The organism is Neoluteolibacter marinus, from assembly GCF_014904755.1.
In the GTDB taxonomy this organism is placed as follows: Bacteria; Verrucomicrobiota; Verrucomicrobiia; order Verrucomicrobiales; family Akkermansiaceae; genus Haloferula; species Haloferula marina.
In genome coordinates this window covers 30,995-55,719 of record NZ_JACZFQ010000036.1, presented here as the reverse complement: position 1 = coordinate 55,719, position 24,725 = coordinate 30,995, and the positions used below count along the sequence as shown (strand labels likewise).

The 24,725-nt window shown below is 65.3% G+C and carries 17 protein-coding genes and 1 tRNA gene; 5 read left to right on the top strand and 13 right to left on the bottom strand.

Translation table 11 applies throughout. The features are described 5' to 3' along the window. Positions 1–96: 96 nt before the first annotated feature. From IG178_RS09160 to IG178_RS09145, 4 genes are all read right to left on the bottom strand, one after another. Positions 97–2,310: a polysaccharide biosynthesis tyrosine autokinase gene (locus tag IG178_RS09160; protein ID WP_193212240.1), complete on the bottom strand. Its 2,214-nt coding sequence runs from the start codon at positions 2,308–2,310 to the stop codon at positions 97–99. A gap of 140 nt (positions 2,311–2,450) precedes the next feature. Then, positions 2,451–3,263 (bottom strand): polysaccharide biosynthesis/export family protein, encoded by an 813-nt coding sequence (locus tag IG178_RS09155; protein WP_193212239.1) that lies wholly within the window; start codon positions 3,261–3,263, stop codon positions 2,451–2,453. 1,002 nt (positions 3,264–4,265) lie between these two features. Beyond that, a complete protein-coding gene (locus tag IG178_RS09150) occupies positions 4,266–5,459 on the bottom strand; it encodes a porin family protein (protein ID WP_193212238.1) in 1,194 nt (397 codons plus the stop codon). A gap of 854 nt (positions 5,460–6,313) precedes the next feature. Then, a tRNA-Pro gene (locus IG178_RS09145) sits at positions 6,314–6,387 on the bottom strand. An 83-nt stretch (positions 6,388–6,470) separates the two neighbouring features. On the opposite strand from IG178_RS09145, the gene argC reads away from it, so the two are divergent. From argC to IG178_RS09130, 3 genes are all read left to right on the top strand, one after another. Beyond that, positions 6,471–7,514 (top strand): N-acetyl-gamma-glutamyl-phosphate reductase, encoded by a 1,044-nt coding sequence (gene argC, locus IG178_RS09140; protein WP_193212237.1) that lies wholly within the window; start codon positions 6,471–6,473, stop codon positions 7,512–7,514. Positions 7,515–7,556: 42 nt separating this feature from the next. Continuing rightward, positions 7,557–8,810: a bifunctional glutamate N-acetyltransferase/amino-acid acetyltransferase ArgJ gene (argJ, locus tag IG178_RS09135; protein WP_193212236.1), complete on the top strand. Its 1,254-nt coding sequence runs from the start codon at positions 7,557–7,559 to the stop codon at positions 8,808–8,810. Between the two features lie 184 nt (positions 8,811–8,994). After that, a complete protein-coding gene (locus IG178_RS09130; protein WP_193212235.1) occupies positions 8,995–9,357 on the top strand; it encodes a hypothetical protein in 363 nt (120 codons plus the stop codon). Between the two features lie 518 nt (positions 9,358–9,875). On the opposite strand, the gene IG178_RS25465 is transcribed toward IG178_RS09130, so the two are convergent. The 7 genes from IG178_RS25465 to IG178_RS09095 all read right to left on the bottom strand — a co-directional run bounded on the left by IG178_RS25465 (position 9,876) and on the right by IG178_RS09095 (position 20,359). After that, complete coding sequence (locus tag IG178_RS25465) at positions 9,876–10,196, bottom strand: hypothetical protein (protein WP_226895219.1); 321 nt, start codon at positions 10,194–10,196, stop codon at positions 9,876–9,878. Positions 10,197–10,801: 605 nt separating this feature from the next. Next, positions 10,802–12,085 carry a serine--tRNA ligase gene (gene serS, locus IG178_RS09120; protein ID WP_193212234.1) on the bottom strand — a complete coding sequence of 428 codons (1,284 nt, stop codon included), beginning with the start codon at positions 12,083–12,085 and terminating at the stop codon, positions 10,802–10,804. A 125-nt stretch (positions 12,086–12,210) separates the two neighbouring features. After that, a complete protein-coding gene (locus IG178_RS09115; RefSeq protein ID WP_193212233.1) occupies positions 12,211–14,502 on the bottom strand; it encodes a serine/threonine-protein kinase in 2,292 nt (763 codons plus the stop codon). A gap of 106 nt (positions 14,503–14,608) precedes the next feature. Beyond that, the gene (locus IG178_RS09110) at positions 14,609–16,399 is read right to left on the bottom strand and encodes a hypothetical protein (RefSeq protein WP_193212232.1); all 1,791 of its coding nucleotides are present in this window, start codon (positions 16,397–16,399) and stop codon (positions 14,609–14,611) included. 130 nt (positions 16,400–16,529) lie between these two features. Next, positions 16,530–16,739 carry an RNA-binding protein gene (locus tag IG178_RS09105; RefSeq protein ID WP_193212231.1) on the bottom strand — a complete coding sequence of 70 codons (210 nt, stop codon included), beginning with the start codon at positions 16,737–16,739 and terminating at the stop codon, positions 16,530–16,532. An 860-nt stretch (positions 16,740–17,599) separates the two neighbouring features. Continuing rightward, entirely contained in the window at positions 17,600–18,832 is a 1,233-nt protein-coding gene (locus IG178_RS09100; RefSeq protein ID WP_193212230.1) for an LL-diaminopimelate aminotransferase, read from the bottom strand. Between the two features lie 63 nt (positions 18,833–18,895). Continuing rightward, complete coding sequence (locus IG178_RS09095; RefSeq protein ID WP_193212229.1) at positions 18,896–20,359, bottom strand: sulfatase family protein; 1,464 nt, start codon at positions 20,357–20,359, stop codon at positions 18,896–18,898. Positions 20,360–20,669: 310 nt separating this feature from the next. Between IG178_RS09095 and IG178_RS09090 the strand changes: the two genes are divergently transcribed. Beyond that, complete coding sequence (locus IG178_RS09090) at positions 20,670–21,974, top strand: glutamate--tRNA ligase (protein ID WP_193212228.1); 1,305 nt, start codon at positions 20,670–20,672, stop codon at positions 21,972–21,974. Between the two features lie 38 nt (positions 21,975–22,012). Here IG178_RS09090 and IG178_RS09085 read toward each other — a convergent pair whose 3' ends face one another. Together IG178_RS09085 and IG178_RS09080 are read right to left on the bottom strand one after the other, a co-directional pair. Then, positions 22,013–22,330, bottom strand: coding sequence for a hypothetical protein (locus tag IG178_RS09085; RefSeq protein WP_193212227.1), 318 nt, complete (start codon positions 22,328–22,330; stop codon positions 22,013–22,015). A 110-nt stretch (positions 22,331–22,440) separates the two neighbouring features. After that, on the bottom strand, positions 22,441–23,043 hold the full coding sequence (locus tag IG178_RS09080) for a methyltransferase domain-containing protein (protein ID WP_193212226.1): 603 nt from the start codon (positions 23,041–23,043) through the stop codon (positions 22,441–22,443). A 100-nt stretch (positions 23,044–23,143) separates the two neighbouring features. Here IG178_RS09080 and IG178_RS09075 point away from each other — a divergent pair, with 100 nt between their 5' ends. Beyond that, a complete protein-coding gene (locus IG178_RS09075; RefSeq protein WP_193212225.1) occupies positions 23,144–24,298 on the top strand; it encodes a phosphotransferase enzyme family protein in 1,155 nt (384 codons plus the stop codon). Positions 24,299–24,725: the final 427 nt, after the last annotated feature.

Here is a 24,725-nt window from a genome sequence, read left to right as displayed (position 1 = left end):
TCTGCCCTCTGCCCTCTGCCCTCTGCCCTCTGCCCTCTGCCCTCTGCCCTCTGCCCTCTGCCCTCTGCCCTCTGCCCTCTGCCCTCTGCCCCCCCCTCAAACGCTTCTCCGCCGCTTCTTGCGCTTGTTCTTCCGCGGCTTGTCGTCCTGATCGTCCTCGCCGTAGGCTCCATAGGCGCCGTAGCCGTAGCGGTAGGCGCGGCCGTAGCGGCTGGTCTTGTAGTAGCCGTAGGAGTAGTTCTCACCCATCAGGCGGCGCTTCTCCTTGAAGCCGTTGAAGACGATGCCGCTGAGCTTGGTGCCGTCCTCGTCGAGGACCTCGAGGACGCGGCGGATGGCGCCCTTGGGGGCGTATTCGGCGCGGGCGACGAGGCAGACGTTGTGGGCCAACGGGGCGATGATCCGGGTATCGGGGACGGCAAGCAGCGGCGCGGTGTCGAGGACGACGACGTCATACTCGCGGCAGGCCTGGGCGAGGATGGCCTTGAGGCGGGTGATGTCGAGCAGCTCGCCGGGGTTGGGGGCGCGCTTGCCGGAGAGGATGAGGTGGAGGTTTTCCTCGCCGGTGTCGCGGACGATGACGTCGTGGAACGGGGCGATGTTGGCGAGGCACTCGGTAATGCCGCCTTTCTCCCGTTCACGCTCCATGCCGAAGCTGCGGTGGACCGACGGCTTGCGGAGGTCGAGGTCGATGAGCAGGGTCTTCCTCCCCTGCCCGGCCGCGGCGAGGGCGAAGTTCGCGGACGTCGAGGTCTTGCCTTCCCCCGGCAGGGCGCTGGAGAAAAGGGTGATCTTGCGCTTGGTCTCGTCGCCCAGCAGGGACACCGAGGCACGCAACACGCGGTACATCTCGGCGTAGCTGGTGGAGGCGGTGCCGGGCCGGAAGACGAGGCGCTCGTCCCAGTCGTCGTGATGGTCGCGGGTGTCGTCTGGATGGCGCTTGTAGTACTGCTTCTCGGCCACCGCGAGGTGCCGCGGGTGGATATCGGAGATGGCGGCGAGCACGGTGGTGTCGGTCTCGGCGGCGATCTGGGCGACGGTGTGGAACTTGTTGTCGAGCCGGACGAAAAGGAAGGCGATCAGCAGGCCGCAGGCAAAGCCGCCGGCAATGCCCGAGGTGTAGATTTTCTTGGCGACCGGTCCCGACGGCCCGCCGGGGACCCGGGCGAGGCTGCTAACCTCGGCGCTGGATTCCTCCGACTCCTGGTTGACGCTGGATTCCTCCAGCCGCGTCAGCATGCTGTTGAACACGCTGGTGGAACTCTGGATCTCGCTTTCGAGCACGCCGATGCGGGCAAGCAAGTGCTGGCGAGCCGCCCGCAAGTAGTCGTCGGAGCGGTCCGCATGTTCCGAGAACTCTTTCGCCGTGCCGTCCCAGTAGCTCTTGTCCGACGGGGCGGAGCGGGCGACGTCGAATTCGCGGATGAAGCGCTCCTTGAGGCGATCCAGCTCCGCGGTGGCGGCGATCATTTTCGGGTGGGCCGGAAGGTAGCGCCGCTGCAGGACGGCCACCTCGGTCTCCTTGATGTCCAGGGCCTTGTGCGCTTCCAGGGCCCGCGCATAGGTCGCCAGGGCGCTCCGCGCAACCTGCAGGCTGTTGCGGGCCTCATCCGACTCCTTTTGAAGGAGATCGATCGAGCTGGTGCGGCCTTCGGTGCGGGCATTGGCGATTTCGGCGAGGTACTCGCGGGCCACGGCGTCGGCCAGGGCTTTCGACACCTCCGGCACCGGATGGGTGATGGAGATGTCCATCAACCGGGTGAACTTGCGGATCGAAATCTCCATCCAACCGCCGATCATGCCGCCCAGGACCGCCGGCGGCGGGGGTGTGGCGCCGGTCCGCGGTGCGGCATCGGCGGTGGCGTCGGCCTTGCCAAGCTTGTCCTTCACCCACTCCGGCGTCCAATCGACCGGAGCCGGCATCAGCCCGGGTAGTTCACGCACGTCCTGGCGCGAGGCCACCCGCTCGAGCAGGTCAAGTCGCTGGATCCGCGCCGCCACCGTGTTCATGCCCTCCTGGCTGCGCATGTCGATCTCCTCGACCTGGTCGCGCGACATCACGCTGGCAGTCTGCTGCTTGATCAGCAGGGTCGAGGTGGCGGTGTACTGCTTGGGGGCCTTGGACAGATAGTAGCCGGCGGCAAGAAAGCCGAGGACGAGACCGAAAGCCGGCCAGTACCAGCGCCCGACGAGGTCCAGCAGCAGCCGCTTGAGCTTCAGGTTGGAATCCTGCCGCTTGGGACCCTCGGAGTAATCATCCTCTTCGAATTCGTCCTCGAAGGATTGAGGGTAGGCAGGAAGTCGCGACATGGAGATGAGACAGGGAAATGAAGATGCCCGGGATCAAAGGCCCGGGTTGTGGGTTTGGACAAGCCCCGAGAGACGGAAGTGAATCATTCTACCCGGCCTGCGCCTCCCGGGGCGGATCCGGGCCCAGGGCGAGGGATCACTCATAGGAACCGCTCGGCCACGGTGACGATATCGCCTGGTTGCAACATGTAGCGGGAGGTACCCTTGTCCGTCATTTCCTTGTAGTTGACCGTGCTCACCTCACCGCGACGGTTGATGCTCACCTTCTTGGCATTGGCCAGTTCGGTGAGTCCGCCTGCCTGGGAAATGGCCAGAACGAGATCGAGCCGGCCGTCGCGGGGAAAGGGCACGGGACCGGCCTTGCGGACCTGGCCAACGATGGTCACGGATTTCCCGACATAAGGGCTTTTGGCGACCACGATCCGGTCTCCCGGCCGGATCGCCACCTTGCTGTTGGGGATCGACGAGGCGGAATAGGTCGAGGTCCCACCGTCCGCGCGGGTCAGGGTGACGCCGTTGAGATCCGCCTCGTCATTGAGGCCGCCGGCGCTGGCGACCGCCGCGGAGAGGTCGAACTTGCCATTGGCCGGCATCGGGAACTGGCCGGGGTTGTTCACTTCGCCGATCACGGAGAAATAGTCGCTTGAGTACTCGTCGATGGTCAGGCTGACCTTGGGATCGACCAGGTATTTCTGGGCGTAGAGATTGCGGATCTCATCATTGGCGTCGCCCACGGTGAGGCCGGAGATCTTGACGGTGCCGATCAATGGCAGGACCACCTCGCCGGACTTCAGGATGCGGGTCTGGGTGCTGAGGTCGGGTTCCTCGAACACCTCCATCCGGATGACATCATTGGCCTTCAGGACGGGATCGGAATCGGCGGGTGACTGGGCTCGGGCCAGCGCTGAAAAGCAGATGGCCAGCAGGATCAAGAGTTTGGGGGAGGATTGCATGGCGCAGGGACGGTAGATGAAGAAATTCGGGTGACAAGCTTGCAGAGCGGATTCCGGGCCGGGCCAAGGAAACTCAATCAGAAATATGCGGAAATTTGTTTTGGCATCCGGTGATTTGTTGTCTTGAAGGGACTTTGGAGTGCGCTGGCAGAGGGGGCGGGAGACCGGCGACGGCGCTTTGGGGGGAGTGAGGCGGGACCTGGGCACGGAGGGCTCCTCGGTTGAGGTTGGAGAAGCGACGCGGGGAGGTCGGGCGGGGCTTTGAGAGTGGTGAAACTCGGCCGGTGCTTCGAAAGCGGTGTCGCCGTTGCACTCTGCCACCGCACTCCAAAGGGTTGCTGCGGCGGGATCGAACCTTGGAGTGCGCCGGCAGAGGGAGCCAGCGTCCGGCGACGGCGCTTTGGGGGGAGTGAGGCGGGACCTGGGCACGGAGGGCTCCTCGGTTGAGGTTGGAGAAGCGACGCGGGGAGGTCGGGCGGGGCTTTGAGAGTGGTGAGCCTCGGCCGGTGCTTCGAAAGCGGTGTCGCCGTTGCACTCTGCCACCGCACTCCAAAGGGTTGCCGCGGCGAGATCGAACTTTGGAGTGCGCCGGCAGAGGGAGCCAGCGACCGGCGACGGCGCTTTGGGAGGAGTGAGGCGGGACCTGGGCACGGGGATCTCCTCGTTTGGAGTTGGAGAGTCGGCGCGGGGAGGTCGGGTGGGATTTCGAGAGCGGTGAGACTCGCTCGGTGCTTCGAAAGCGGTGTCGCCGTTGCACTCTGCCACCGCACTCCAAAGGGTTGCGGCGGCGGGATCGAACCTTGGAGTGCGCCGGCAAAGGGAGCGCAGCGACCGGCGACGGCGCTTTGGGGGTGAAGGCGTGACCTGGGCGCGGGGAATCTCCTCGCTTGGGGTTGGAGAATTGGCACGGGGAGGTCGGGTGCGACTCCGAGAGCGGTGAGCCTCGGCCGGTGCTTCGAAAGCGGTGTCGCCGTTGCACTCTGCCACCGCACTCCAAAGGAGCTAAAAGCCAGTGGAGAGCGAGATGCCGGTGGTGTAACCGTCGTTCGAGCGGACGTTGTTTCCCGAGTTGCTGCGCCAGCGGTAGAAAAGCGATGCCTGCACCCGGTTGTAGAAAACCGGCATGCCCAGCGCGATGTCCCAGTTGAAATTGTCCTGGTCCTGCCCTCCCGCCACGCCGCCGGACACGTCGCTGATCTCGTAGCCGATCCCGGTGGTCAGCTGCGCCCGGCGGATCTTGCGATGATAACCCAAGCGGTAGTTGGTGGAATCGCGGTAGCCGCCGCCGATCCCGCCGTTGGCGGTGGTGCCCTTGTACACCGAAAGGTTCATTCCCCAGAGCGAAGAGGCCCGGTAATTCAGACCCAGACCGGTGGTGAAACCGCCGTCCTGGCTGCCACCGCCGCTCTGGTAGAATTGATATCCGAAGGTGCCATCAAGGGCCACCTTCCGCGAAAGCTTGTATTTGACCCGCAAGATCGGCCCGAGGGTCTGGCGGTCGGGCCGGTTGTCGCCGCCGCTCTGGTCCCAGGCGATACCGGGCCCGAGGCTGGTGAGCGGCGTGGCCTTCCACAATGCGGCGATGTCGAAGCCGAGGTTGTAGGTGGAGGCGAAGTTCCCCGAGGTCGGCTCGGTCCAGTTGTAGTTGAAGCGTGAATTGATCGAGGTCTTCGGGCTCAGCCGGTAGTCGAGGCTGAGTCCGGTATTGAAGCTCAAGGTTTCGGCGTAGGAGTTGTTGTAGTAGTTATTGGTGCCCTGCCGCAGACTGGAACCGAAGGTTCCTTTCAAGCTAAAACGACCACCCTGATAGCCGGCGTGCAAATTCGTGCTGTAGCCGAGCCCGCCCAGATCGGAATTGCTGAAATAGGTTGCGTAGTTCAGGGCGAAGCTCCCGCCGAAAGTGAAGTCGCCGCCGGGGTCGCGATAGGTGATCGTCGGGCTGACGCTGAGGATGGTGTCGCCTTCGCCGCTTCGAACCGGCCCGCTGCCGCGGACATTGGAATCATACGCGAGGGTGGATCCGAGGCCGAAGCTGAACCCGCTCAGCGCCTCGCCGACATCGAAGCCGCTGAAGGTCGTGGGCTCCGTGTAGCCGGACGGTGCGGATACAAGCGGCGCTTCGAAGTCCTGCCCGAAAAGCGGCATGGACAGGCAAAGGGCGGAAATCAGGTGACGGAGAGGGGGCTGCGGATTCATTCCGGAATGATCTGGGAGGGCACCGGGCGACTTGCGGCGTGAAAAGTCGTTAGAGCGGATCCGATCAAGCCACGGGCAGGAAGCAGGGCAAGAGAAATGGCGGAACATCGGAGAAGCTGAAATTTCGGGATGCTGAATTGCAGCGGATGCAGGGCACGGCGTTCCGATGGATCCTTGGAGTGCGCCGGCAGAGGGAGCGCAGCGACCGGCGACGGCGCTTTGGGGGGTGAGGCGGGAACGTGGGGCGGGGATCTCCTCGTTTGGGGTTGGAAAGTCGGCGGGGGGAGGTCGGGTGGGACTTTGAGAGTGATGAGACGTGGCAGGTGCTTCGAAAGCGGTGTCGCCGTTGCACTCTGCCACCGCACTCCAAAGTGTTGCCGCGGCGGGATCGAACTTTGGAGTGCGCCGGCAGAGGGAACGCAGTGACCGGCGACGGCGCTTTGGGGGTGAGGTGGGAACTTGGGGCGGGGGGCTCCTCGTTTTAGGTTGGAGAGTCGGAGCGGGGAGGTCGGGTGGGACTTTGAGAGCGATGAGCCTCGGCCGGTGCTTCGAAAGCGGTGTCGCCGTTGCACTCTGCCACCGCACTCCAAAGTGTTGCTGCGGCGGGATCGATCTTTGGAGTGCGCCGGCAGAGGGAGCGCAGCGACCGGCGACGGCGCTTTGGGGTAGGTGCGATGAGACCTTGAAACAGGCATCCGGGCTTGGCGATCGGAGTATCGGCGATCGGGTGGTGCGAACAGAGGAACGGGCATTCCTAGGTCCCTCGAAAGCGGTGTCGCCGCTGCGCTCTGCCACCGCACTCCAAAGAAACGTCAAACCCGGTGATCCGGAAATTCCGGACCACCGGGTTTGAATCGGGCTGGCGGGATTCGAACCCACGACCCCCTACACCCCATGCAGGTGCGCTACCAGACTGCGCCACAGCCCGTTTACCTCGTCGGCGACGGGCGGGCAGACAATCAGGGGAAATCCCGGTTGGCAAGCCCTGAAAATCATGCATTTTCGCGCCCCATGAAGCGGATCAAGACAGCCATCGTCGGAGCCAGCGGATACACGGGGCAGGAGCTTCTCAGGCTCCTGCTGGTCCATCCCCAGGTGGAGCTCGTTGCCGCGACCTCGCGCCAGGAAGACGGCAAGCCGCTGTCCGATGTTTTCCCGCGGTTCCGCAAGTTGCCGGGCGCCGGATTGCCCTTCATGATGCCGGATCCGGACGCCATCGCGGCCACCGGGGCGGAGGCGGCATTCCTGGCCCTGCCCCACGGGGTGGCGGCGGAAATCGCCACGGCCTTGCTGGCGCGGGGCCTGAAGGTGATCGACCTGAGCGCCGACTTCCGGCTCAACGATGCCGCCGTCTACGAGGAGTTCTACGGCCACGCCCACCCGGCGCCCGCCCTGCTGGACGAGGCGGTGTACGGCCTGCCGGAAGTCCGGTCGGACGCGATCAAGGCCGCCCGCCTGATCGCCTCGCCGGGCTGCTACCCCACCAGCATCCTACTGCCGCTGATCCCGCTGCTCCAGGCGGGGCTGCTCGATCCCGCGACGATCGTGGCCAACTCGATGAGCGGCGTCAGCGGCGCCGGCCGCAAGGCCGACCTCTCGCTGCTGTTCTGCGAATGCAACGAAAGCGCCCGCGCCTATGGCATCCCCAAGCACCGCCACCTGTCGGAGATCGAGCAGGAGCTTTCCCTGGCGGCCGGCGAGCCGGTGGTGATCACCTTCATCCCCCACCTGATCCCGGTGAATGCCGGCATCGCGACCACGACGACGGCAAAACTCCGCGACGGGATCGAGCCCGCACGAATCGGGGAAGCCCTGGAGGAAGCCTATCGCGACGCGGCGTTCGTCCGCCTGCTGGGCCAGGGCGCGTGCGCGGACACCAAGAACGTGACCCGCACCAACTTCATCGACATCGGCTGGATCCACGACGCACGGACCGGCCGGATCATCCTGAGCAGCGCCGAGGACAACCTCGGCAAGGGCGCGGGGTCGCAGGCGGTGCAGTCGTTCAACCTGCTTTTCGGGCTTCCCGAGACCGCCGGGTTGCAATGCGCGTGAGATTGGTTCAGCGTCACGCCCCCACCCTTGCAAAACCCAGCCATGGATTTCCCCGTCACCCGGATCAAAGGAGGCGTCGGCGCTCCTCGCGGCTTCCAATGCTCCGCCATCTCGTGCGGCATCAAGAATCCCGCGGTCGAACGCCTCGACCTCGCGCTGATCTATTCGGAGAGCCCCTGCACCTCCGCCGGGACCTTCACGATCAACCGGGTGAAGGCCGCTCCAGTGAAGCTTTCCCAGGCCCACTTGAGGAAGGGCGACCTGCGCGCGATCGTCGCCAACAGCGGCAACGCCAACGCCTGCACCGGCGTCCAGGGGGTCAACGACGCCAAGCTGATGTGCAAGGCCGTCGCCAAACCTCTCGGTCTCACCCGCAGCGAGGTCGGCGTGTGTTCGACCGGGGTGATCGGCCTGCCGCTGCCGATGACGCGCATCGAGCCGCGCTTCGATGAGCTGGTGGAAAAGCTCGGCAGCGGCCAGGGCACGGACGTCGCCAAGGCGATCATCACCAGCGACACCCACCACAAGGAGATCGCGATCTCCTTCGACCTCGGCGGCCACCGCGTGCGGATCGGCGGCTGCGTGAAGGGCGCGGGCATGATTTCCCCGAGCATGGCGACGATGCTGTGCTTCATCACCACCGACGCCAACGTGACCCGCGACAACCTGCGCAAGGCGGTGCTCGAGGGCGTGGATGACAGCTTCAACCGGATCACCATCGACGGCGACATGAGCACCAACGACACCGTGCTGGTGCTGGCCAACGGCCGTTCGGGCATGCCGTCGTTCCGCCGCGGCAGCGCGCTCTGCAAGCAGTTCCGCAAGGCCTTGAACTGGGTCATGCTGGAGCTGGCCAAGGCGATCGTGCGCGACGGCGAGCGGGTGACCAAGTTCGTCACCGTGCAGGTCAGTGGCGCCCGCACCTACCTCGACGCCAAGCTGGTGGCCGAGGCGGTTTGCAAGTCCGCGCTGGTGAAGTCGTCGTGGAACGGCGGCGACCCGAACTGGGGCCGGGTACTGCACGCGGTGGGCTACTCGCGGGCGCGGATCCGCGAGGAACTCGTCGACATCTGCTACGACGGCAAGCCTGCCTGCCTCGGCGGCCTGCAGGGACCGACGCCGATGGACGAGCTGCGGGAAATCGCCGCGCAGCGGGAATTCCAGATCGACATCAACCTCAACCAGGGCGACGCGGAATACTGCATGTACAGTAGCGACCTCTCGCCGGAATACGTCGATTTCAACCGCTCCGAGTATGCCTACTGGAAGCAGGCGCGGAAGGACGGTCTGGTCTGAGGAGGCAAAAGCGGAAATTGGAAAAGCTGAAAGCTGAAATCAGCAACCGCCCTCTGCCCTCTGCCCTCTGCCCTCTGCCCTCTGCCCTCTGCCCTCTGCCCTCTGCCCTCTGCCCTCTGCCCTCTGCCCTCTGCCCTCTGCTTTCTCCTTTCCACCCAAATCCGGCTCCCGCTAGGGTTCCGCCATGCGAAACATGATCGGAGCGGCGGGGCTCGCCATGGTCCTGGCGGGATGTGCGGGCAGCGGGAACATTCCCGCGGACGGCAACATCGTGACCCCGGACGAGCCGGCGGTGGGCGGGATTTCCGAGGTACCGAATCCGGACGCCGCGATGGCCAAGCGCAGCGGCACGCCGCTGCCGACCCTGCAGCACGGCCATGTCACCTACATGCTGAAGTGCGGCGAGTGCCACAACTACATGATCCCCGAGGAACTCGACGTCGACGAGTGGGAAGACGCCATGCCCAAGATGATCCGCCACGCCGGCCTCGCTCCCGACGACGAGAAGGCGGTGCTGTCCTACGTGCTGGCGGTGAAGGGCGAGTGAAACCTTGGAGTGCGCCGGCAGAGTCCTGCAAGGACGGCGACGGCGCTTTGTTGCGGGTTGCCTCGGCTTGAAGATCCGAAACAGCGCTGGGACTTGCGATTCGAAAGGTTCGCCTCGCGCGCTACTGGAGAATCTGGCGGACTGTCAGGGTCCTCCGAAAGCGGTGTCGCCGCTTCGCTCTGCCACCGCACTCCAAAGGGTTGCCGCGGCGGGATCGAACCTTGGAGTGCGCCGGCAGAGCCCTGCAGGGACGGCGACGGCGCTTTGTTGCGGGTTGCCTCGGCTTGAAGATCCGAAGCAGCGCTGGGACTTGCGATTCGAAAGGTTCGCCTCGCGCGCTACTGGAGAAACTGGCGGACCGGCAAGGTCCTCCGAAAGCGGTGTCGCCGCAGCGCTCTGCCACCGCACTCCAAAGGTCAGCACTCCAACTCTGGAGAATAGTCATCGGGAACGTTCAACCGGTCGGTCTTGAACGAGCCGACGGTTTTCACGAACGCGGGGTCGGCGGACTGCCGGAACTATGAAGCGGAGCACCAGGGATACTGACCGGCGTCTGGCACGAGGTGGTGGTGCACCGGATTGCAGTGCACGTAGTTGAGCCGTGCCAAGTATGACTTCTCGAAACTGAGAATGCTGTCCCGGAAGTTGTGCCAGACTTTCCGTCCCGGCTGGCCATCGAGCTTGTTGATCCACTTGGCCGTCTTTTCGTGAAGGCGGGACAGCATCGGCTTGAGCGACTCGCCGTCACCTTGATGGCATGGCCGGGCGATGAAGTGGTAGTGGTTTGAAAAGACTGCCCAGGCCTCGAGCTGCCAATTGAAGTCCGAGGTCAGCTGCAAAAGTCCACGCTGAAGGACATCGAGACGGGAAGGATGCCGGAAGTGATGGAGCTTCCCGTAGGTTCCCGCCGTAACGAGAAATGGGTGGACCGATCCCAAGTGATGCGGAGGGGCGTGGGGCCAGCCGGGCGCTTTCATCACGGTCGCTAGCGTGCCGCGCTTTCCGCATTGCTGGCGAGGCGAATCTTTGGAGTGCGCCGGCAGAGGGCGCGCAGCGACCGGCGACGGCGCTTCGTTGCGGGTCGCCTCGGCTTGAAGATCCGTGGCAGCGATTGGACTTGCGATTCAAAGCGCACGCCTTGCGCGGTCACGGGAGAATCTGGCGGACCGGCAAGATCCTCCGAAAGCGGTGTCGCCGCTGCGCTCTGCCACCGCACTCCAAAGTGTTGCCGCGGCGGGATCGAACCTTGGAGTGCGCCGGCAGAGTCCTGCAGGGACGGCGACGGCGCTTTGTTGCGGGTCGCCTCGGCTTGAAGATCCGAAGCAGCGCTGGGACTTCCGATTCGGAACGTCAGCCTCACTCGGTCACGGGAGAAACTGGCGGACCTGCAAGATCGTTCGAAAGCGGTGTCGACGCTGCGCTCTGCCACCGCACTCCAAGGATCTCAGCGGATCTCTCCGGCGCCGAAGTAGGGCACCAGCGCGGCCGGGACCTTGATCGAGCCGTCCGGCTGCTGGCACTGCTCGAGCAACGCCACGTAGAGCCGTGGAAGCGCGGTGCCCGAGCCGTTGAGGGTGTGGCAGAAGCGGTTCTTCCCGTCGCTGTCCTTGAAGCGCAGCTTCATCCGCCGCGCCTGGAAATCGCTGAACCACGAGCAGCTCGAAACCTCGAGGTACTTCCCCTGCCCCGGCGCCCAAACCTCGATGTCGTAGGTCTTGGCCGAGTTCGCGCCGAGGTCGCCGGTGCAAAGCTCGATCGTCCGGTAATGGAGGCCGAGCTTTTGCAACGCGGACTCGGCGTGGGCGGTCAGCTCCTCCAGGGTTTCCAGCCCGCGGTCGGGATGAACCAGCTGGACGAGCTCGACCTTGTCGAACTGGTGCATGCGGATGATCCCGCGGTTGTCGCGGCCGGCGCTGCCGGCCTCGCGGCGGAAGCACGGCGTGCAGGCGACCAGCTTCTTCGGCAGGTCGGCCTCGGCGAGCAGGGTGTCGCGGTAGAGGTTGGTCACCGGCACCTCGGCGGTCGGCGCGAGGAACAGCTGGTTGCGGCCGTCCTCCCCGGCATCGGTGCCGTACATGTCGTCCTCGAACTTCGGCAGCTGGCCGGTGCCTTCCATGCACTCGCGCAGGACCACGTGAGGCACGTTGACCTCCTCGTAGCCGTTCTCGCCCGACTGGAGGTCGAGCAGGAAGCCGATGAGCGCACGCTCCAGACGGGCGCCCTGGCCGCGGAACACCGCGAAGCCCGATCCGGCGATGCGGGTGGCGTCCTCCAGCGAAATGATCCCGAGCTGCTCGGCGAGCACCAGGTGGTCCTTCGGCTCCTCGAGCGCCGGCTTTTCGCCCCACTCCCGGACCACCGGATTGGCGGTCTCATCCGAACCGACCGGACAATCGGGGTGCGGCATGTTGGGAATCTCCATCAGCAGCTCGTGCTGGCGCTGGCCGGCGGCTTCGGATGCTGCGTCGAGCGCGGCGATCTTGTCGTTGATCGCCCGCACCTCGGCTTCAATCGCCGAGGTGTCCTCGCCCTTGCCCTTGAGCATGCCGATCTGCTTGGACGTCGACTTGCGCTCCGACTGGAGGTGCTGCTTGTCGGTTTCGGCCGCGCGGCGGGATTCGTCGCAGGCGAGCACTTCATCGATGAGCGTCCAATGGTTTCCCCCGCGCGCCTTGAGGCGCTCGCGGACGGTGTCGGCGTGGTCGCGGATCTCGCGGATGTCGAGCATGGTGAGGCGGAGGATGTACGCCGGACCGGGATCGTCCAATCCTTCTTCGCGGTCTTTTCGACAGTTCCAAATACGAAAACGCCCCGGTGCCAGGGGCGACCGGGGCTCTCGCGGAGACGGGCGGATTACTCGTCCTCCTTCATCTTGCTCTTCATCAGGCGCAGCCCCTTTTCCGCGATGTCGACCACCTTGTCGGCACCCGAGGGATCGGTGAAACCTTCGACAATGGCCATCGACCACGCTTTCGGCTCGAGGTTGACGAGGCTGCGGATGACATCCAGTTGTTCGGAGGGGTTGTTGGCCCGTTCGGCCAGGATCTTCCAGAACGCCTCGCTGGCTTCCTCGGAGCGCTTCCGCGTCTTGTCCCGCATGAAGACCATCGCCGCCTTGAAGGCGGTGGCGCGTAAGCGCTCGTCGTCGGTCTCGACCATGAAATTGGTCAAGGTCTCGAACATCGAGTCATCGACCCACTGCTGGATCGAGAAGATCGCACTCTGCTTGTCGAGATCCGAGCCCTCCTTGAGCGACTTGGTGACGATCGCCGAGGCATTGGCGCCCCCGGCGCGGCCGAGCAGGCGCAACAAGGCGTGGCGGGTATCCTCGCTGGTTGCCGCGGCATAGGCGGAAGCCAGGGTGCCGGCGAACTGCTGCGGACGCGGGGAATTCGACACCACGTAGCCGGCCGCCGCCTCGGCGGCCTTGCGGATCTCGGTGTTGCCGGTGAACTGGACGACGTCGAGGAGCTCGGCGAACTGGTCGCCGCCACCGAGTTTCTTGACCGCCTCCAGCGCCGCCGTGGCACCCTTCTCGTCATTGGTGTTGCGGGCGAAGGCCAGCAGCTTGGGAATCACGGAGGGATTCTTCCGCTGGGCGACGATGCGGGACAGCAGGGCTTCCCGGATCGACGAGTTCATTTCCGTCGTGGTGGCGGCGTCGACCAGCACATCGTCGATGTCGGTGCTATCCGCGGCCTCGGCGAGATAGAGCGCCTTGTAAACCGTTTCGCGCTCCGCGTTGGACCCGGGAGTGACCACGGACTCCAGCAGGATCTTGAGTTCCTCGGCATTGACCGGGATCGGATCGGACGACTCGGCGGCCTGCTTGACGATGCGGTTGTAGAGGTCGGCCTTCTTGCTTTCACCCGCCTTGTTGGCGAGCAAGCCTGCGATAATCAGGACCACTACCCCGAGCACGGCGGCGATGGCGCCCTTCGCGCCGTTGCCCAAGCCCTTTTTCGCCGGAACCATCGACGGCTGGCCGCCGGCCGGCCGGGTTCCCGCGGCCTGGGTGCGTGCGGCGGGTCCGGTCGGCGTCGCGGTGACCGTCACCGCGGTCGCCGGCATGACCGTGGCGGCCGGCGGCGGCGCGGCGGGCGAGGGTTCCGGATTCGCCTCGGCCGCGGACTGTTGCGACGTCGTGTGCAAGCTGGGTGGCGCGCCGGACGGCGGGGCCAGCGGCTGCGGGGCGGTCTGGGTGATGGCCGGCTCGGGAACCGGCGTCGGTTCCGGCGGCGGGGCGGCACCGGGGATCACCAGGCGGGGGCGTTTGGGGGCCTCGGGTTGAGGTTCGGCGGGAGCCATGGATTGGGTCGTCGGAACGTCGAGTTGGATGAAGGATTTCAGCGACTCGCGGGCGTTCTCAGGCCGCTCGTCCGGCAGGCGGTTGATGTGCCACATGACCCAGTCCGCGGCCCACTTCGGGATGTCCGGCCGCAGCTGGCCGAGCGGGATCACCCGGTGCTCGAGGTGGGCCGCCATCACCTGCGGCCCGGTGTCGCCCTGGAACGGCGACTGCCCGGTGAGGGTGTAGTAGTAGACGCTGCCGATGGCATACATGTCGACCCGCGAGTCGAGCGCCCCGCGTTCGAATTGCTCGGGCGCCATGAAGAAGATCGAGCCGAAAACGGAGTCGTTCAGGTCAACGGTTTGCTCCTCCGGCTTCGGGCAGAACTTGGCCAGACCGAAGTCGACGATCTTCGCCTGGAAGCGGCCCGAGGGAAGCCAGTTCACCATCACGTTCGACGGCTTCAGGTCACGGTGGACCAGACCGAGATCCTGCGCCGCGACCAATCCTTCCTGGATCTGCAGGACCAGCTCGCGGAAGTCGCGCCAGGTCAGCGGGGCCTTGGCGACGATCTCGTCGAGGGTCTCGCCGGTCAGCAACTCCATCACCACGAACGGACCTTCCTCGTCGGAACCGACGTCGTAGATGGTCACGATGTTGGGATGCTGGAGCGCGGCGAGGGCACCGGTTTCCTTTTCCATCTGGCGGGTTGCCTCGTCGCGCTGTTCGCCGGCTTCGCCGGAAAGGATGCGTTTGACCGCCACTTCCCTTTTCAGCGCGTGGTCCCAGGCACGGAAAACGGCGCCAAGACCACCTTGTCCCAGCTTCCCGCGCATTTCATATCGATCCTCCATGTATTGAATTTCCTTAATCTGAAACCGCGCGTCGCCCTGCGGCAATGAAGAAAAAACACCGCGGTCCGGAGATCCCCGTTCCACCGATGACCCCGGTGCCGGCGCTTCAGTCGGGCCAGAATCTCCGGACCGCCGCCCGCAGCACGGCATCCCCGCGGCAGGCGGCATCGATCACGTCCGCGCCATCGCGCCGCCACCCGTGGTAGGCGGCGATCGCTTCGAAGCCGGCATTCAAGGAGCCCTGCATCGGATTGTGCCGGACCAGATCGATCTCGGCATTTTCCGGGAGGCCCTGGGGGAACAACAACCCGGCGTCGTCCAGTTGGAAGATCCCCTCGCGGTAGCGGCTGCGATCGCTCAGCGCCAGCCCCATCACCATCGCGTGCGGGTAGAGCCAGCGCAGATCGGGAACGTCGGTGCCGGCCGCATTGTAGCCTTCGCCCGGCATCCCGGCCTCGCCGCCGGAAAGCCCGAACAGGCCGGCCCGGGCCGCCGCCGAGTCCACCCAGTATTTCGGGAAATAGCCCCGCTGGCGCTCCAACAGATCGCGCCGCGCCGCCGGCCAATCCGTCCCGGAGACCCGGTCCGGCTCGGGCCGGTCGAAGTCGGGAAAGAACAGGCTCTGGATCTCCGCGATGAACTCGACGCCGCGGAAAACCCGACCACCCCGCTCCATCTTGCCGCGCGGCTCGCGGCCGTGGACCATCGACTCCAAGGCTAGCACCAAGGCTGTCTCCCCGCCCCAATCGCGCCACTTGCTGGCCAGCGGCGTGGTCCCGTCTTCCGCGAAGCCATGTCCGATCCATCCGTCGGGGCTGGTCACCAGGTCGAAGTCGAGCTCGCCAATCATCGTGGCCACGGCGTCGGAAACATCGGCCAGCTCAAGCACCTGCGCCGCCAGCCGCAGGCTGATCAGGGCGATCGCGGTGTCCACGGTGCTGAATTCGGTACCGGGATGGAGCACCGTCCTGCCCTCCCCGTCGCGGCAGGTGAAGTGGGGAAGGAACCCGGCGGCCTTGGGCAGTTCGATCAGCGCCCGGGTGGTCCTGCGGATTTCGCCCGCCACCTGTTCCCGGTCGAGAATCCCTTCGCGGGCGGCCGCCGCGCTGGCCAGAGCGTGGAGACCGGCCGAGGTGACGGAGTCGAAGACCCCGGCCGGCAAATGCGCGCGATCGCGGGTCAGCCCGGACTCCGGGTCATGGCAGCGGCGCAGTTTTCCCAGCGAAAGCCGCAGCATCCACTCCTCCTCGCTGATCGCCGGTCGCTCGACCTCGAAACCGATCGACGAGATCTCCGCCGCGCAACCCGGCTCGGCCACCCAGTTGATGAACTTCAAGGGCCCCAGCTCCCCGGCGTTGACCTCGAAGCGGTGCCGCGTGCGCTCGCCCGGCTGCAACACCATGGTTCTCGCCCAGCGCACCATCTTGTGGATGTCCGCCAGCTCCACCCTCAGCTCGCCCTGGCCGCGGGCATCCACCGTGACCGCCACCACCCCGGCACGCCCCGCCTCGGGCCCGCCGAGTCCGGTGACGTCGGTGGGATCAAAGGTCCGCTCCGGTTCCGCGGCGAGACCGGCCAACGAGTGCCAGGCCCCGGTCCACTCGCCGTCCGGCCGGGTGCGGATCGCACCCGCGCGGCTGTCGATCCGGTTCTCCCCCGGACCCATCCAACCGAAGTCGGATCCCAGGTGGGTGAAGTTGTCGAAGGGATTGATCGCCGGCGCCGAATCCAGCCGGTCACCCGGGAAAGAAATCGAGTAGTCCGTCGCCGGCTGCCACACCGTCGTCGCCGAGACGGCGAGCGAGAAAACCTGCCCCACCACCACCGCCGCGCGTAGCCACGGCCGCATCTTGAGGCGGCAGGCGGATTCCGGGACGCTGGGGTGAAGACGGCTCAAAGGGATGGGTGCGGCAGTGTCAGCCAGTGAACCCTATAACGAGCCTGAAATCCAACCATCTCACGGAATCGCGAAAATATCGCGGAAACACGGCTATTGCCCGCCTCCGCGCCGGGCAAAGGAACGGAAATCAACGGCTGTCCGCCGTGTCCTTGATGTCCGTCAACGCGGCGATGAAGTCGCCGAGAATCTCGGCCGGCACCATGATCGTGTCGCGGTTGCCACCGACATCTTCCGTGATCTTCACCACCTTGCCCCGGGAGTTCTCTTTCAAATCGAGAAAGAACGTCTTCCGGTCCGCCAGGATCTTTTCCGTGTGCAAAAGGTCGCTTTCCACCATTACCCCCTTTGTTGAAGTTACGGCGGAGTCTTCCCGACAGTGCTTGATTGTCAAGGAAAAGGCCGGGGGCGAGCGACGATCCCCGGCCTCTTCCGAGGCGCTGCCCCCATGTCCGGGGACGGCACTTATCAGGGTGGAGGCTCGTCGGCGACCGTGTGGTCGTGAACCCCGTGACAACCCGGCGGGGCGGCACCGGAGAACCAGGCGTCGCGCCCCGCTTGCTCCGAAAGCGGTGTCGACGCTGCGCTCTGCCACCGCACTCCAAAGTACCTTGGAGTGCGCCGGCAGAGGGAGCGCAGCGACCGGCGACGGCGCTTTGTTGTGGCTGACCTCACCCCACAGGCCGGCCATCCCCAAGACGGCCCGAGGCACGCCCCGGAGATTCATTGCCGGAATGTCCAGACTCCCCCTCCGGTGCCTCGAAAGCGGTGTCGACGCTGCGCTCTGCCACCGCACTCCAAAGTACTTTGGAGTGCGCCGGCAGAGCGCAGCGACCGGCGACGGCGCTTTGTTGCGGCTGACTTCACCCCACAGGCCCGCCATCCCCAAGACGGCCCGAGGCACGCCCCGGAGATTCATTGCCGGAACGTCCAGACTCCCCCTCCAGTGCCTCGAAAGCGGTGTCGACGCCCCTGCAGGGCTCTGCCACCGCACTCCAAAGTACCTTGGAGTGCGCCGGCAGAGGGAGCGCAGCGACCGGCGACGGCGCTTTGTTGCAGCTGACTTCACCCCACAGGCCGGCCATCCCCGGAGCGGCCCCAAGGCATACCCCGGCGATTCATTGCCGGAAGGTCCAAACTCCCCCTCCGGTGCCTCGAAAGCGGTGTCGACGCTGCGCTCTGCCACCGCACTCCAAAGCCTCAAGCCAACACCGCCTTCAACCGCTTGCAGACCTCCTCGACGTTGGCGCGCGAATTGAAGGCGGAAATCCGGAACCATCCCTCGCCGGCGGAACCGAAACCGGAACCCGGGGTGATCACCACCTGGGCTTCATTCAGCATCTTGTCGAACATGTCCCAGGACGTCGATCCTGCCGGGCAGCCGACCCAGACGTAAGGTGCGTTCTCGCCGCCGAAGACCGGCAGGCCGGCCGACTTGCAGGCCTCGACCAGCAGCTTGGCGTTGCCCATGTAGTGCTCGATGAGTGCCTTCACCTCGGCCTCGCCCTGCTCCGAGAAGACCGCGGCGGCACCCTTCTGCACCGGGTAGCTGGCGCCGTTGAACTTGGTGCTGTGGCGGCGGCTCCAGAGCTGGTGCAGCGGCACCCGGCTGCCGTCCGCGGCCTTGCCGGTGACGGTCTTGGGGATGACCACATAAGCGCAGCGCACGCCGGTGAAACCGCCGTTCTTCGAGAAGGAGCGGAACTCGATGGCAACGTCCTTGGCACCCTCGATCTCGAAGATCGAGCGCGGCACCGAGGGGTCCTGGATGAAGGCCTCGTAGGCGGCGTCGTAGAAGATGACGGTGTCGTTTTCCTTGGCGTACTTGACCCAGGCCTCGAGCTGCTCGCGGGTCGCCACCGAGCCGGTCGGGTTGTTCGGGAAGCACAGGTAGACCAGGTCGACCTTTTCCTTCGGCAGCTCGGCGACGAAGCCGTTCTCCGCGGTGCAGGGCAGGTAGACGAGGCCGGCGTAGGCGCCCTTGTCATCCGCCTCGCCGGTGTTGCCGGCCATCACGTTGGTATCGACGTAGACCGGGTAGACCGGGTCGGTGATGGCGATCACGTTGCCCTCGCCGAAGATGTCGAGGATGTTGCCGGTGTCGCACTTCGAGCCGTCGGAAATGAAGACCTCGTCGGCGGAAATCCCGAGATCGGAGAACTGGTTGTCGACGATCGCCTGGCGCAGGAACTCGTAACCCTGTTCCGGGCCGTAGCCCTTGAAGGTCTCGCGCACGCCCATCTCGTCGATCGCCTCGTGCATCGCGGCCCGCACCGAAGCAGGCAGCGGCTCGGTCACGTCGCCGATGCCGCAGCGGATGATCTTGGCGGCCTTGTCGGGATTGGCGTCGGTGAAGGCTTTCACCCGGCGGCCGATTTCGGGAAAGAGGTAACCGGCTTTGAGCTTGAGGAAGTTCGAATTGATCGTGGCCATGGCGGCGGGACCCTTAGACGCCGCCCCGCGGGTCGGCAAGTCCTTCTGAACGGCGCCGGCGGATCAAGGCGCGCCCCAGAAGGTCTGCTCGGAATCCAGCGAGGCCTTGAAGGCATCGAGCACCCCCTGCAACTCGCCGACCACCGCCGCTTGCTCGCTGCTGCGGTCGATGCGCTCCGAGGGGTCCTCCTCGACGTTGAAGAGCAGCGGCTTTTCCGGCGATGCCTTGAAGCCGTAATTGTTGCCGGTCTGGGAATAGAGCTTGGTGTGAAGCTTCCACGGTCCCTTGCGGGCAGCGTGAACCACGTTGTTGCCGTTGCCGGTGTAGACGAACTCGAATTCAGGCACGCTGCCGGGGAACTTCGATCCGTTGAGGAAGGGCCGGATGTCGCGGCCATCGAGCGTGCGGCCCGACGGCAGCGGCTCGCCGGCAAGCGCGAAGGCAGTGGGCAGGATGTCCATGGTCGAGGCCGGCGTGCGCACCACGGTGGCCGGCGGGATGGTGCCAGGCCAATACCACACGCCCACCTCGCGCACCCCGCCTTCCCAAGTCGAGCCCTTGCCGTCACGGAAAGGCAAGGCCGAGCCGATCAAGAGGCGAGCCTCGCCGTACTTCGGATGGCTGGCGGTGTCCTGGAAGCGGATCCACGGGCCGTTGTCGGACGACAGGATCACCAGCGTGTTCCCCGCGATTCCCTGGTCCTCGAGGGTTTTGAGGAGGCTGCCAATCATCGCGTCGATCTCCTCGATGCAGTCGCCATAGAGCCCGCGCAGTGACTTGCCCTTGAATTCGTCGCCGGCATGGACCGGCAGGTGCGGCATGTTCGGCGCGAGGTAGAGGAGGAACGGCTCTTCCTTGTGATCCTTGATGAACTGGACACCGAGATCGCGGTAGCGGCGGGTCAGGTCGTCGTGGAGTTCCATCTTCATGGTGATGTTCTTCGCGATCACCTCGTAGCCGGCGATCGGGGTCTTGCCCTGTGGATTCGAGCGGATCAGGTCGACCCCGGGATCGTAGTCGTTGGAGACGTTGGTGCCTTCCCAGACGTCGAAGCCGTGGGCCAGCGGGAAGGCATCCGGGCTCAGTTGGTTGGCCTTGTTGGGCGTGCCGAGGTGCCACTTGCCGAAGAAGCCGGTGGCATAGCCCTGGTGCTTCAAGCCCTCCGCCAAGGTGACCTCCTGCGGGTGGATGTGGCGCTTTGACCCCGGCCCCAGGACCCAGGATCCGAGCCCCGAGCGGCGGGGATTGCGGCCGGTGAGCAGCGCGTAGCGCGATGCCGAACAGGCCGGCGAGGCGGCGTAGAACTGCGGGAAATTCGCGCCCTCATGAACCATCCGCGAGACGTGCGGAGTGTGAATCGTGGGGTTGCCGGTGTGGGAAAAATCGCCGTAACCACAGTCGTCGAGGAAGATCACGACGACGTTCGGTTTTTCCAGGGCAGGCCTGGCCTGGACCGGCAGGTAGAGGGAAAGGAGAATCAGGGCGAAGTACTTCATCACAGCGGCGGGGCAGACCCATACGGACATTTTGTCACGAATTGAGCGAAAAACTGCCACCAAAGACCGCATTCTCGAACCATGGAATGACTTCTCCCCTCTGGGGCACTTCCTTTTGGGAGATCGGTTGCCGCAAGAAAAATGAGTCCTGGGTAGAAACAACGACTTCACTCGAAGTGAACGAAATCTGAATGGCGTGGGATGAAAGAACCGCCCTGCGTGCTTCAAATTTCGCGGCCTTTCGTGCGCTTTCGTTGTTCAAAAACCAAAACGGAGCTGCCCGCCTTCCCCCGCAAACCCGTCTGGACTCCGGCGAATGTCGCCCTAGAGTCCGCCTCCCATGTCCGTCCGCACGCGCTTCGCACCTTCGCCCACCGGCTACCTCCACGTCGGCGGCGCCCGCACCGCCTTGTTCAACTACCTCTTCGCCCGCAAGCACGGCGGTAGCTTCGTGCTGCGCGTCGAGGACACCGACCAGGCCCGCAACACCGAGGAGGCCCGCGAGGCGATCTTCTCCGGCATGAACTGGCTCGGCCTCGATTGGGACGAAGGCGAAGGCATGGGCGGCGATTTCGGCCCCTACAACCAGAGCGAGCGCAAGGCCAACTACGACCGCTGGTTCGAGGTGCTGCGCGAAAAGGACCGCGTCTATGAGGACGACGGCGCCTGGCGCTTCCGCTTCGAGCGCAAGCCGGTGACCATGAACGACCTGGTCTGCGGCGAGGTGACCATCGACTACCGCGACGAGTCGAACACGCCCGACATGGTGATCCGCCGCTCGGACGGCTCCTACGTGTTCCACTTCGTCAACGTCGTCGACGACCTCGACATGAAGATCAGCCACGTGATCCGCGGCGAGGACCACCTGATGAACACGCCGAAGCACCTGCAGCTCTTCGAAGCGCTCGGTGCCCCGGCCCCGCAGTACGCGCACATCCCGCTGATCCTCAATCCCAACGGTTCGAAAATGTCGAAGCGCGACGAGGGCGCGGCGGTCGGCGATTACCCGCGCCAGGGCTTCATCGCCCCGGCGGTGGTGAATTTCATCGCCCTGCTCGGCTGGTCGCCGAAGTCCGACGACGAGATCTTCACCATGGACGAGCTGATCGAGCGCTTCTCGCTCGAGGCGGTGAACCGCGCGCCGGGCCGCTTCGATCCCGAAAAGTGCGCCTGGCTCAACCAGCAGCACCTGCTCAAGCTTTCTCCAGAGGCCTTTGCCGCGGCCGCCCGGCCCTACGTCGAGGCCGCCGGCCTGCCGGTCGACGGCGCCTATCCGGAAGTCGCCGCCAAGGTACAGGAAAAGGTCCGCCTGCTCGGCGAGGTGCCGGAAGCGATCGGCTTCCTGCTCAGCGACAACTTCGAGTTCGACCCCGCCGCGGTCGAGAAGGTCCATGGTAATCCCGCCGCCAAGGACCTGCTCGCCGCGCTGGCGGATGACTTCGAGAAGCTCGGCGACTGGTCGGCGGACGCCGCCAAGCACCAGATCGGCGACACCGCCAAGGGTGCCGGCGCCAAGCCCGGCCAGCTGATGTTCCCGACCCGCGTCGCCCTCAGCGGCAAGGCCGGCGGCCCCGACCTCGGCGACATCCTCGGCCTGCTCGGCCGGGACCGCTGCGTCGCCCGCCTCCGCGCCTTCGCGAAGTAGCGCAACTTTTCAAGTTGCGGGCGTTGGCGTTCCGGAAGCTACCGACGGCGGCTCTCGCCCCTTTTGTGGCACCAACCCACATAAAGAACTGCGACGAACCACGCACCGCTCCCGAATCCTGCTGCCACGACCAGCAAGCAGCAATAAAGTAGCCAGCCGGGAACGGTAGCATAGTTTAACCCCGGAAGATTCTGCAACACGTTGAAGACGCGGTAGCCGACAAGAATCCCGGGCTCGCTCAGGAATGCTAGGTTACTCTCTCCAGTGTACAAGTTGAAAAGCGCCGCCCCGAACGCCGCCAGCCAGTAGAGGAAAACCATCAGGCCGAAAGCGAAGCAGCGGGCGTGGACTGACATAGGGAAAAGGCTACCGATGAGAGTCTCTCCCGCCGAGTTGGAAAACTCCAGGTTCACGGAGCCGGTTGGAACCGGCGATGCCGCTCCCCTTCACAACTTGAAAAGTTGTGCTACTTCCCGAACAAGGCCATCCGGCGGTCGACTGATTTCTTCGGCGCGTCGGGCAACGGGCGGCTGTGAGGGTGGTGGATGTCCGCCAGCTTGCGGGCACCACATTCGATGAGACAGGCCATCGCCAGCTCGTGCTCGTGGTCGAAGTACGAGGTGATGGCCAGCAGCCCGCCGGGATTCAGGGCATCCAGCGCGTTGCGGAACATGACCAGCCAGGTCGCGGGGTCGTGCCAGTAGTTCTGGTGGCGGACGAAGACGAAATCAAACGCCGGCAGCTGCTTCATCCGGTCGGTCCGCGAGGCATCCCCGGCGCGGAATTCCAGCTGCCAGCCGGGCGGGGCCAACGGCGTCCAGCGGGCGCGGCCCTCGGCGATTTCCGGCGGCCGCAGGTCGATCCCGAGGTAAAACAGCTCCCGCGCCAGCGGCGCCACCGCCGCGAGCAAGACTCCCGTCTCATCGGCCCGCCCGCAGGCCAGGTTCAACACCGCCGGCACCGCGGGCGGCCGCCATCCGGCCGAACTCAAGCCCACGGCCAGCAGCGCCCCCAACCGCCGCACGTCGCCGTCGATTCCCGGATAGCTGAATGGAAGGGCCGGGGTCATCGCGCGGCCAGTCAGTCGCCCCTTCGCGTGGAATTCAAGTTTGTCTTCCTTTCGCGAATCGCTTCAAATCCCTCCCTTTCCGCCTGAATAGTTGAGTCCAATGGTTCCCACCACGTCCCCTGTCCATCCCGTTGACGCCGAGATTCAGGCATCGATCGCGCAGATTGCCAATCAGTTCGCCATCGAGGGGGACTTCGTCGCCGGGGAGGAAATTGAAAGCGGGCACATCAACTCCACCTACCGCGCGACCTTCGAGACGGGATCCGGGTCGCAGCAGCGCTACATCCTGCAACGGATCAACGAGAAGGTTTTCAAGAACCCGGTGGCGGTGATGCGGAACGTCGAGTGCGTGACCCGCCACATCAACTGGAAGGTCCTGCGGGTGAAACGCGACCTCGGCGGCCAGACCCTCAGCCTCTACCCCGGCCGCGGCGGCAAGTCGTGGGTCATCGGACCCGGCGGAGGCATCTGGCGCTGCTACAACTCGATCGAGGGCTGCGCCACCTACGACGTCATCGAGAACACCCGCCAGGCCTACCAGGCGGCGCGCGCCTTCGGCTCGTTCCAGGACCTGGTCAGCGATCTCCCGCCGAGCGAGATCGAGGAGACCATTCCGGATTTCCACCATTCCCGCCGGCGCTACGAGCGCCTGATGAAGGTCGCCGATGCCGACCCGTACGGCCGCGCCGGATCGGTCGGCCCCGAGCTCGAGTTCGTCCGCAGGCGGGAAGACGACGTGAGCGTCATTCTCGGCCTGCTCGACAGCGGGCTGATCCCGTGGCGGATCACCCACAACGACACCAAGATCAACAACGTGATGATCGACACCGAGACCGACGAGGCGGTCTGCGTGATCGATCTCGACACGGTGATGCCGGGAGCCTCGCTCTACGATTTCGGCGACCTGGTGCGCACCGCCACCAGCCCGGCGGCGGAAGATGAGAAGGACCTTTCCAAGGTGATCATGCAGATGCCGATGTTCGAGGCGCTGGTCGACGGCTACCTCGACGCCGCGGGCGATTTCCTGAACGAGTCGGAGATCGAGCACCTCGCGTTCAGCGGCAAGTTGATCTCGCTGGAAACCGGCATCCGCTTCCTGACCGACTTCCTCGAGGGCGACAACTATTTCAAGGTCCACCATGAGGGCCACAACCTCGACCGCTGCCGCAGCCAGTTCAAGATGGTCGCGGAGATCGAGCGCCAGCAGGAGGCGATGGAGAAGTTCGTCCGCAAGGTCTGGCGCGGAAAGCGGTAGCACCCTTGGAATGCGCCGGCAGAGGGAGCCTGCGACCGGCGACGGCGCTTTGGGCGGTGAGGTGGGACCTTGGCGTGAGGATCGACCTTTCCGATGTCGGAGAATCAGCGTGGGTAGGGTCCGGCGGAGTTCCGGGTAGAGCAAGTCCCGGCCGGTGCTTCGAAAGCGGTGTCTCCGGTGCACTCTGCCACCGCACTCCAAAGTGTTGCTGCGGCGGGATCGAACCTTGGAGTGCGCCGGCAGAGGGAGCGCAGCGACCGGCGACGGCGCTTTGGGGGGTGAAGCGGGAACTTGGCGTGAGGGTCGACTTTTCCGATGTCGGAGAATTGGAGTAGGGATGGTCGGGCGGCGTTCAGGGTGGAGCAAGTCCCGGCCGGTGCTTCGAAAGCGGTGTCGCCGCCCTTTCAGGGCTCTGCCACCGCACTCC

Coding starts and splice junctions, on each gene's coding strand:
- IG178_RS09130 (WP_193212235.1), top strand. CDS start 8,995: ATGCGAAACATGATCGGAGCGGCGGGGCTCGCCATGGTCCTGGCGGGA.
- IG178_RS09095 (WP_193212229.1), bottom strand. CDS start 20,359: ATGTCCGTATGGGTCTGCCCCGCCGCTGTGATGAAGTACTTCGCCCTG.
- IG178_RS09115 (WP_193212233.1), bottom strand. CDS start 14,502: ATGGAGGATCGATATGAAATGCGCGGGAAGCTGGGACAAGGTGGTCTT.
- IG178_RS09080 (WP_193212226.1), bottom strand. CDS start 23,043: ATGACCCCGGCCCTTCCATTCAGCTATCCGGGAATCGACGGCGACGTG.
- IG178_RS09100 (WP_193212230.1), bottom strand. CDS start 18,832: ATGGCCACGATCAATTCGAACTTCCTCAAGCTCAAAGCCGGTTACCTC.
- IG178_RS09090 (WP_193212228.1), top strand. CDS start 20,670: ATGTCCGTCCGCACGCGCTTCGCACCTTCGCCCACCGGCTACCTCCAC.
- serS (WP_193212234.1), bottom strand. CDS start 12,085: ATGCTCGACATCCGCGAGATCCGCGACCACGCCGACACCGTCCGCGAG.
- argJ (WP_193212236.1), top strand. CDS start 7,557: ATGGATTTCCCCGTCACCCGGATCAAAGGAGGCGTCGGCGCTCCTCGC.
- IG178_RS09075 (WP_193212225.1), top strand. CDS start 23,144: ATGGTTCCCACCACGTCCCCTGTCCATCCCGTTGACGCCGAGATTCAG.
- IG178_RS09150 (WP_193212238.1), bottom strand. CDS start 5,459: ATGAATCCGCAGCCCCCTCTCCGTCACCTGATTTCCGCCCTTTGCCTG.
- IG178_RS09085 (WP_193212227.1), bottom strand. CDS start 22,330: ATGTCAGTCCACGCCCGCTGCTTCGCTTTCGGCCTGATGGTTTTCCTC.
- IG178_RS09105 (WP_193212231.1), bottom strand. CDS start 16,739: ATGGTGGAAAGCGACCTTTTGCACACGGAAAAGATCCTGGCGGACCGG.
- IG178_RS09155 (WP_193212239.1), bottom strand. CDS start 3,263: ATGCAATCCTCCCCCAAACTCTTGATCCTGCTGGCCATCTGCTTTTCA.
- IG178_RS09160 (WP_193212240.1), bottom strand. CDS start 2,310: ATGTCGCGACTTCCTGCCTACCCTCAATCCTTCGAGGACGAATTCGAA.
- argC (WP_193212237.1), top strand. CDS start 6,471: ATGAAGCGGATCAAGACAGCCATCGTCGGAGCCAGCGGATACACGGGG.